Annotated in this window: 2 protein-coding genes; both read left to right on the top strand. The window is 38.3% G+C overall.

What is annotated here, in order from left to right:
• On the top strand, window positions 1-561 hold a 561-nt coding region (locus SPM24T3_RS24025), incomplete at its 5' end, for a MipA/OmpV family protein (protein WP_009639439.1).
• A gap of 169 nt (window positions 562-730) precedes the next feature.
• Window positions 731-1090, top strand: a complete 360-nt coding sequence (locus tag SPM24T3_RS24030) for a hypothetical protein (RefSeq protein ID WP_009639440.1) — start codon at window positions 731-733, stop codon at window positions 1088-1090.
• Window positions 1091-1167: the final 77 nt, after the last annotated feature.

Consider the following 1167-nt stretch of genomic DNA (forward strand, 5'->3'; position numbering starts at 1 on the left):
TATGACCTGCAAAGCGACAGCGGGTTATATTTAGAACATACCCTCGGATATAGCCTTGGCCGTTCTGACAGCAATTCCAACTGGCGAGATGGTTCAGATAAATTGAAGGGGATGGGAAATATCAATGCGACAGTCAATACCGCAGTGGCTGTGGGTTGGGCCGTTACACCCTGGCTTTCATTGGAAGGAAAAACCATCTTGCCTCTCAGCGATGGACAGGGTGTGAAATACCAAACGTCAATCACTCTTCTACCCATACAAAATGAAACAAATACTGTTGCTTTCCAAAGTGCTGCATTGTTTGGCGATAGCCGATATATGAATACCTTTTATGGCGTGAGTCGCAATCAAAGCTTTCACTCTGGATATGCTCAATATCAGGCAAACAGTGGATTCTATGGTGTGGATAGTACTCTTACCTGGAGCCATCAATTCACCCCGCACTGGAGCACTGCAGCAAACATCGAATACACTCGTCTGGTTGAACACGCAAAAGACAGCCCGATTGTATTTAAGCCCAACCAGACCTCAGCAACTCTTGCATTTATCTATAATTTTTAGTCTTGACACAATCTTGATTAAAACTTGACTATTTATTGACTCTGGAAATTTATAATCTCGGTAAACCCTGCAGTCTAAGGATAGGGTTTAACTTAAAAAATAAATTAACTGTCAGCATACCCTGACTTTTTTGCATTAATTGTTAAACCCAACACCAAAGAGTTAATAAATGAGCTTGGATAACAAAACGTTAAGTACAAAACTGAAAAATATTTTTTTACTATCAAAAGTTGATAACACCAAGCGTGTTATCATTTTACAAAATGAAGACTCTCCAATGGAGATATTATCCTTTGCCGTGGAAGCTCTGCAATCACTTGGAGCAACGTTATATGTTATTACGCATGATCCGTTGAGAGGCTCCTATACTTTATCATCTGAATATCACTTAAATAACCATGATGTTATTTCAAACAACTCTCCAGAAGACCTGCTTGGATTGGCAGATATAGTTTTTGAAACAATAGACTTAGCAAAACTCAGCGCTCAAAATGAAAACATTGAGTCATTGTCTTTAATTAACAAATAAAATTTATAATAATTGAAGTGGAATACTAAATTTGGCCACCTGAATAGAGGTAATATCATCGCCTCATAGTCAAAAAA

This window comes from Serratia sp. M24T3 (assembly GCF_000257645.1).
Classification (GTDB): domain Bacteria; phylum Pseudomonadota; class Gammaproteobacteria; order Enterobacterales; family Enterobacteriaceae; genus Rouxiella.

What these genes read in the sequence shown, in the direction of transcription:
- SPM24T3_RS24030 (WP_009639440.1), top strand. Translation starts at nt 731, where the DNA reads ATGAGCTTGGATAACAAAACGTTAAGTACAAAACTGAAAAATATTTTT.